Below are 7,397 nucleotides of genomic sequence, written 5' to 3'. Positions count from 1 at the left end.
CAATTAGTTAATAAACAATCTATTTTATTGATTATATTCCCACTTATATTTCACTTAAATATCTATTATTCCTATTATATTTTCATTTTAAAACAAAGAATCATTAAATTAGTTTTCAAAATGTCCAAAATCTTATTATATGTCTCATATCATTACTTATCCTTTTAAACCTATTTCCAATCAGCAGCAAAATTTACATATCATTCCTATTTCTGAGCGGATCAAAAAAGGGGGACAGTCCGTTATTAATCCGCACCGTACTGATTTCTACATTATCCAGCTTATTACAAAAGGAAAATCTTCCCATATGGTAGACTTTCAGGAGGTGGAGCTGTCAGCTGGAGACATCTTATTTCTTACACCGGGACAGGTTCATGCTTTCCGTGAAAATGCAACTTTTGAGGGATGGCTGATTGCCTTTCCTAAAGATTTTTTTAATCAGTCTTCCCATGATATCTATTTTTTAGATAATGCTCACATCTTTAACAATTATTATCCAGTGACCAAGTTGGCATTTAAAAACAATGATTTGAATGTATTTATTGAATTGATTCAGAAAATCCTAGATGAACTTCAAAAAGCTCATGACCTATTTCAGGAATCGATACTGCATAATTACTTATCCAATCTTTTACTTTTTTCTGAAAGAAAATTTATACTTGAGAATAATCCCTCAATCCATAAAACTATCTTAACGCAGGATGGAATGTATGTAACACAGTTCAAGAAAATGGTACGCAAATCTTTCCGTACCGAAACTAAAGTTAAATATTACGCCAACGAGCTATTTATAAGTGAAAGAAAGCTCCAAAAAGCAGTAATGGCTATTTTAGGAAAATCCCCCAAAGAGCTTATTAATGAACAGCTAATCCTTGAAAGTAAGAGATTACTTATACATGAATCCATGAGTATTAAAGAGGTGAGTTACGATTTAGGTTTTGATGAGCCTTCCAACTTCACTAAATTCTTTAAAAATCAAACGGGAATTTCTCCTACTCAATTCAAAGAAGAAAAAATGATTTCCTCTATTTAATTTTTAGGTGTTCGCATTTTTATATATATTATACGGATTCTTATTACCAGATCAAAGGAAGCTATTCCCAACTTTGTAAAAAATTTAATACAATGAAATTATTTGAAAACTTTAAAAAAGGTAATCTATCCTTAATCAATAGAGTGGCAATGGCTCCAATGACCAGAGCAAGAAATAAAAACGGTGTGTACAACAGTAAAAATGCAGAATATTATGCTCAAAGAGCAGGTGAAAAAGGAGCTGGCCTTATCATAACAGAAGGTACTGTCATTTCTCCTTCTGCTTCAGGAATGGTATTTGTTCCGGGAATCTATACACCGGAAATGGTAGAAGGTGCCAAACTGGTTACCAAAGCCGTGCATGATAAAAACAGCAAGATTTTTGTACAAACATGGCATGTAGGAAGAGTTTCCCACACAAGCTTACAACCAGACGGTAAAGCTCCTGTCGGTCCTTCAGATATAAGAGCAGAAAATTCATTTGCTTATTGTGATACGGGAGAAGGGGAAACAGGGTTTGTTGAAGCCTCCAAACCGAGAGCTTTAAGTACAGAAGATGCTAAACAAGTCATCAGAGATTTTGCTCAAGGAGCTAAAAATGCTATTGAAGCTGGATTTGACGGAGTCGAAATCCATGGTGCGAACGGATATCTGATCGAACAGTTTCTAAATCCAAAAATTAATAACAGAACCGATGAATATGGTGGCAGCGTAGCAAAAAGAGTACAATTCTTACTTGACATTGTTGATGCCAATATTGCTGAAGTGGGTGCAGATAAAGTAGCTGTACGTTTATCCCCTTTTGGAACCATACAGGATATTCCAAAGTTTGAGGAAACAGAGGAAACTTTTAAGCTTATTGCAGAAGAGCTTGGAAAAAGAAAGATCGCTTATATTCATTTCATGAATCAGATTATCAAAGGAGAATCAAGCATCTCTAAAGACTTTATGAAAAAATTCCGTTCATGGTATGATGGTGTACTGATTTATGCAGGTGGTCTTACTAAAGAGCTTGCAGAAGAACTTATTGATGAAAATATTATAGATATCGCAGCATTCGGACAACCTTTCATCAGTAATCCGGATTTAACCTACAGAATGAAAAACAACTATCCTTTGACTGAGCCTATTCGTGATTATTATTACGGGGGAAATGAAAAAGGATATACTGATTATAAAGACTACCAATAGTAATCTATTTGTTAATTTTTTTAGAAAACCTGTCTTTTAAATAAAAAGACAGGTTTTATTTTTATCCTTAAGAGCCTTTTAAGTTGTTTTCCTAATTCGCATTATGGTATTATACGTTCGGTATTTTACCTTTCCATTCCTCTGATAACGCCGTTACTTTGTTTTACTAATAATACTGATAAAATAATTCGATTCTATGGCAATTCAAAATTTTATACAAATTATTTACAATAACTCAACGTTAAAAACAGGACTTCTCGTAAGTACATTTAGTTTTTTTTCGTCTAATATTCACTCACAAAATATTCATACAATGGATAAAAATACAACTTTAGCCACTCAGGTGGAATATGACTTTGTAATTGTAGGAGCCGGATCTGCGGGTTCCGTGTTGGGAAACAGATTATCGGAAGACCCTTCTAAAAAGATATTGGTTTTGGAAGCAGGGCCTCTGTTTGACAAAAAAGGTTATCCAGACATTATTGCAAACAGCAATATCTTAGGAGCCAATGGAGATAGCCGGTATGAATGGGGTTATCAATCTACTCCGGGATATATAGGAAAGCCTGTCGGCGCTGTCCGTGGAAAAGTTTTAGGAGGAAGTTCGGCTGTAAACGGAGCAGTAGCCGTACGCTCTCTTCCCTCCGATTTTGAAAGATGGACAAAAAAATATCATCTCAAAAACTGGACCTGGAATGAAGTGTTTCCTTATTATTTAAAAATGGAAAACTCTGATGTACAGGACAAGAAATGGCATAATAATACAGGCCCCTTCCCTATCCACCAGATGACAAAATCAGAAATAAGCCCAGTGCAATCAGCTTTTATGAAAGCGACTGAAGCTAATGGATATACTGAAATAAAAGATTTTAATGGAGAAAATCAGCATGGTATAGGAACTTATCCTATGAACATCATCAACGGCGTAAGATATAATACGGGTATGGCTTATCTCAATGAAAAAGTAAGAAGCCGTAAAAATCTAACGGTGGTTGGAGAAGCTCTAACGGACAAAATCCTTTTTAGCGGAAACAAAGCTACTGATGTTTTAACTGCTGACGGGCGTATTTTTAAAGGAAAAGAAATCATTCTTTCTGCCGGAACGTATGGATCAGCCGCCATTCTTTTAAGATCGGGAATAGGGCCCAAAGAGGAACTTAATAAACTGGACATTCCAGTGATAGCAGAATTACCGGTGGGTAAAAAGCTATATGATCATCCTTTTTATTATAATGCCTATGCTCTAGATCCTCAAAAAACAGGTAAACAAACTCCTGTAATCGGAGCTAAACTTTGGACTAAATCTTCTTATGCCAAAGAAGGAGAATTGGATCTGCATATTACAGCAACTCATCTTTTTCCTCATGACCAAAGCCCTACTAAAATAGGATTTGTACTGGCAGTAGCTTTAACCAACCCGAAATCAGTGGGGCATCTTACGCTTGCCAGCAAAGATCCTAAAACAGCTCCTGTCATTGATCTTAATTTCCTCGCTGAGGAAGAAGACCGCAAGAGATTGCTGGAAGGAATTAAATTAGCCCGTAAAATAGGACAGACACAACCTTTTAGTAATATGACTGTACAGGAACTTAATCCCGGGATTGAAGTAACTAAAGATGCCGATATTATCCAGTCTATGAAAGAAACACTGGATACTTATCACCACCCTTTTTCAACTGCTCCTATGGGAGAAGAAAAAAGCAAGGATGCTGTAGTAAATTTCTCAGGAAAAGTATATAAAACGCAAAATTTACGAGTAGTAGATGCTTCTATATTTCCAGATGCTGTCTCCGCTGCTCCTAATCCGACGGTAATTATGATGGCCGAAAAAATAGCTGATGATATCAAACAGGGAAAATAATCTATTAAAATATCCGCAATGAATAAATTAGATTTCAATTCATTACAATTTGCAACAGAACCCGACCATATTTTATCAGATATCCGTCACAAAACAGGATTGTTTCCCTATAAACTTCCCGACGGTCTAAAAGTATGGCTGGTTACCCGGAGAGCAGATGTAGAAGAAGTACTTATTAACGGGAATGTATTTCAGGTAAGTCCTGCAACAGAAATACAGTCCTATGCAAACAATCCTTTCTCTGAAGCTATTCCCAAACCATTGCACTTATTGGCAACAGATGGTGTACAGCATGAAAGATTAAGAAAACCGTTAGAAAGTTTTTTTACTAAAAATACATTGGAAAATTACCGGGAATATATTTCTACCGAAGTTAAAAAAGTTTTATCTCAATGGAAAAAGGGAGAAACGCAAAATATTGCAAAAGACTTCTCTTACCTCATTCCGGTAAAAATCATCTCAAAAATGTTAGGGTTAAATTGGAATGATTCTTTTCCTGAGTATGCAATTTCCCTGCAAATGGTGAAGGCATATCCACAGGATCATCTAAAAAATGTGGTAAGCTTTCATAAAATTATCAGAGATACGATAGCAGAAAAGAAAATCAGTAAGCAGAAAAAGGACATTATATCAGTCTTACTACAAGCAGGACTTTTGGAAGAGGAAGTTTTAAGCGTAAGCTTATTATTATTTATTGCAGGATCCGGGACAACAGCAAGCCTTATCAGCCAGGGAATACGTAAAATAATTAATGATAAAAAAGCTCCGGACAATAGTCTGGTTGATGAAATTTTATTTCGGACTTCACCTGCTAACAGCGCATTTCCAAGATATGTACATGAAGATTATGAATTATCCGGAACGCCATTAAAAAAAGGAGACCTTCTCTTCGTAATGTTGACCTCCGCTAACTATGATACTCCCAAAGGAGAAGATCCTCTTAAAAATTATATTTCATTCAGTAAAGGAATACATCACTGTATAGGGTGGTATGTTGCTAAAATGGAAGCTGAAATTGCCTATGAACAGTTTTACGCATTTTTCCCACAATCTCAGATTACTTCTGAAGAATGGTTTAGCAATATTGTTTCCCGGGACATCGTTTCCATGAATGTTCAATTAGGATAAAAGTGATGATAAGCACCCTGATCATAAGATATAAACTTCACATAAGTAATAAGCTAGAATTTGATCTATGGTATGAAGAAATGACTAAAGCTACCAGATCGGCTGAAGGTTTTATAGACAGAATTGAACTTCCATCCGTAAAGAGTGATGGATTCCATTCTGTGGTTTTAAGATTTGAAAATTCAAAATATGCAGAAAAATGGATGAACTCCGATATTCGAAAGAAATTGTTGGCTAAAGCAAATATTATACATTTCTCTGATAAACAAGAAATTATTCATGAAGACAATGATTTTTGGTTTAATACGGACAAGAAGGTAAAAACACACCAATGGAAAGAAGTTATTGTCTCTTTTGTTGCGGTATATCCGTTAACACAAATCGCCCCAAAAATAGTTGATTTAATATTTACGATGATCGGCTTATCATCTTTTTTTCTGCGCGGAGCCATAATAGCTCTTATAGTTTCCACTCTTATGGTTTATCTGGCAATGCCTATTGTTTTAAAAGTTTTTAAAAAATGGCTTTCTCAATAATAGTCAGATATTAGTCAGCTATGATAATTTTATTTTTTTCTACATGCAAAAGGTCATTTATAGGACCTTTTGCCTTTTATTTTTTCAAGTATAAAATCTATTCTTTCTTCCACCGGTAAACAGGGAATTTCAATTAATTCATATCCGTATGCTTTATATGTTTTTTTCATGATATTAAAAGTAGCGGTAGCTAATTCAAAATCCTATTTTCTTTCAGTATCTGTTTTATAAATCTCTTTCCAGGGTGGTAAAATAAAAACATCCGTATTATACCTGAAATTTTCAACACACTTAATATACTCATCCTGTTCGAAAAGATTAACTAGTTTCACATATCCTAATACATCAGGAATTCCTCTGTCAAAAAAGTAGATATCGGTTTCCTGAGAAAGAGAAAGATAATCCTGAAGGGAATATTGCAGCATCAATTGGGAATATTCAGGAATATTATCCCATGGTAAAGCTTTTCCTGAGGATGCAATCTGCATCTGAATTATTTTTCTGGCTACTTCCGAAACACAGTGATAACCTCTTTTCTTAAGATATTCTATTAATGTTGTTTTTCCTGAACCGGGTCCACCGGTAAGAATGTAAAAATTGTTTTTTATAATCATAAAATAAGTTGTTGGTAAAGTTTTAATCAAAAAATGACCTTAGAAAAAGATAAAAGGGTCTCTGATTGAATTCAGACAATTATAAGAATTGAGATCTTATGAATGATAATAGTATCTACTGATATAGTATTTTACAAAAATATAAAACTTATTTCAGAACCTTAGAATTACCTATTCGCATTTTTACTGCATTTGCGCTTTTTTTTATAAGAATACTGATTTTCAATATAATAACTTTGCACAATAATCGAAATTTTTATGAAAAAAATATTATTTGCTCCTGCACAGACAGATATTCTGGTTTTGGTCAGAGTTATTGTAGGATTATGGATCATGTGGTACGGAAAAGATCTTTTCATTAATGAATGGATACAGGTCCGTCTTGTCACATGGAAAGAAGAATTAGGTTTTTCCAACCCATTATTAATGTTATACTTAGCTAAAGGTTCAGAATTCTTTTTCGGAATTTTATTCGCTTTAGGGTTTCTTACCAGAATTACCTCCTCTATTTTGTTTATTGTACTAAGTGTGGCATGGATACATGCTCAACAAATGCATATATTCCCTTATGATAAAGGAGAAATTACCTTTTTTTACTGGCTTTTCTTTTTCACATTTATTATTTTAGGGGGTGGAAAATGGAGTTTAGACCATTTATTATTCAACCGGAAAAGATAAAAGTATCAAATATCAAGTAAGTAATAAGCAAGGCATAATATTTGCAATTATTTACTTTACAGAATACTAACTATAACCAAACATCAAAAATTATGAAAGTCGAAGATCTTAAAATAAAAAATTTAGTTGAATACAAAAACCAGATTTTTATCATTACAGAAATATTTCAGAGTAACAGTGACTATTTCGTGAAAATAGAAAATTCCACACATCGTGTTTCTACGCCTGCAGGTTCTATTAACCCCATTAAAATAACCGAAGAATGGCTTGAAAAATTAGGTTTTTTGCGTACGGATTCGTCTGCACACCAAGTTCGGTATGAAAGACCTGAAAATTTCATAAAATATGATATTGATT

General features: G+C 34.1%; 8 protein-coding genes. 7 read left to right on the top strand and 1 reads right to left on the bottom strand.

All coding sequences use genetic code 11. The features are described 5' to 3' along the window. Positions 1 to 139 precede the first annotated feature (139 nt). The 5 genes from Q0A18_RS07315 (at position 140) to Q0A18_RS07295 (ending at position 5,748) form a co-directional block, all read left to right on the top strand. A complete protein-coding gene (locus Q0A18_RS07315) occupies positions 140 to 1,033 on the top strand; it encodes a helix-turn-helix transcriptional regulator (protein ID WP_292009492.1) in 894 nt (297 codons plus the stop codon). A gap of 92 nt (positions 1,034 to 1,125) precedes the next feature. Continuing rightward, positions 1,126 to 2,223 (top strand): alkene reductase, encoded by a 1,098-nt coding sequence (locus tag Q0A18_RS07310; protein WP_292009491.1) that lies wholly within the window; start codon positions 1,126 to 1,128, stop codon positions 2,221 to 2,223. A 313-nt stretch (positions 2,224 to 2,536) separates the two neighbouring features. Further along, positions 2,537 to 4,084 (top strand): GMC oxidoreductase, encoded by a 1,548-nt coding sequence (locus Q0A18_RS07305; RefSeq protein WP_292009490.1) that lies wholly within the window; start codon positions 2,537 to 2,539, stop codon positions 4,082 to 4,084. Between the two features lie 18 nt (positions 4,085 to 4,102). Continuing rightward, positions 4,103 to 5,212, top strand: coding sequence for a hypothetical protein (locus Q0A18_RS07300; RefSeq protein WP_292009489.1), 1,110 nt, complete (start codon positions 4,103 to 4,105; stop codon positions 5,210 to 5,212). A 2-nt stretch (positions 5,213 to 5,214) separates the two neighbouring features. Next, a complete protein-coding gene (locus tag Q0A18_RS07295; protein WP_292009488.1) occupies positions 5,215 to 5,748 on the top strand; it encodes a hypothetical protein in 534 nt (177 codons plus the stop codon). Positions 5,749 to 5,951: 203 nt separating this feature from the next. Here the strand turns inward: Q0A18_RS07295 and Q0A18_RS07290 are convergent, their stop codons facing one another. Then, the gene (locus Q0A18_RS07290; protein WP_292009487.1) at positions 5,952 to 6,362 is read right to left on the bottom strand and encodes an AAA family ATPase; all 411 of its coding nucleotides are present in this window, start codon (positions 6,360 to 6,362) and stop codon (positions 5,952 to 5,954) included. A 258-nt stretch (positions 6,363 to 6,620) separates the two neighbouring features. On the opposite strand from Q0A18_RS07290, the gene Q0A18_RS07285 reads away from it, so the two are divergent. Together Q0A18_RS07285 and Q0A18_RS07280 are read left to right on the top strand one after the other, a co-directional pair. Next, positions 6,621 to 7,040, top strand: coding sequence for a DoxX family protein (locus Q0A18_RS07285; RefSeq protein ID WP_292009486.1), 420 nt, complete (start codon positions 6,621 to 6,623; stop codon positions 7,038 to 7,040). 92 nt (positions 7,041 to 7,132) lie between these two features. Beyond that, a partial coding sequence (locus Q0A18_RS07280; protein WP_292009485.1) for a hypothetical protein occupies positions 7,133 to 7,397 on the top strand: 265 nt, incomplete at its 3' end.

The sequence above is a fragment of the Chryseobacterium sp. genome (assembly GCF_022712095.1).
In the GTDB taxonomy this organism is placed as follows: Bacteria; Bacteroidota; Bacteroidia; order Flavobacteriales; family Weeksellaceae; genus Chryseobacterium.
Note: the sequence above shows the minus strand (reverse complement) of the source record. Positions and strands in the feature narration are given on the sequence as shown.

What these genes read in the sequence shown, in the direction of transcription:
- Q0A18_RS07300 (WP_292009489.1), top strand. Translation starts at nt 4,103, where the DNA reads ATGAATAAATTAGATTTCAATTCATTACAATTTGCAACAGAACCCGAC.
- Q0A18_RS07315 (WP_292009492.1), top strand. Translation starts at nt 140, where the DNA reads ATGTCTCATATCATTACTTATCCTTTTAAACCTATTTCCAATCAGCAG.
- Q0A18_RS07305 (WP_292009490.1), top strand. Translation starts at nt 2,537, where the DNA reads ATGGATAAAAATACAACTTTAGCCACTCAGGTGGAATATGACTTTGTA.
- Q0A18_RS07290 (WP_292009487.1), bottom strand. Translation starts at nt 6,362, where the DNA reads ATGATTATAAAAAACAATTTTTACATTCTTACCGGTGGACCCGGTTCA.
- Q0A18_RS07310 (WP_292009491.1), top strand. Translation starts at nt 1,126, where the DNA reads ATGAAATTATTTGAAAACTTTAAAAAAGGTAATCTATCCTTAATCAAT.
- Q0A18_RS07285 (WP_292009486.1), top strand. Translation starts at nt 6,621, where the DNA reads ATGAAAAAAATATTATTTGCTCCTGCACAGACAGATATTCTGGTTTTG.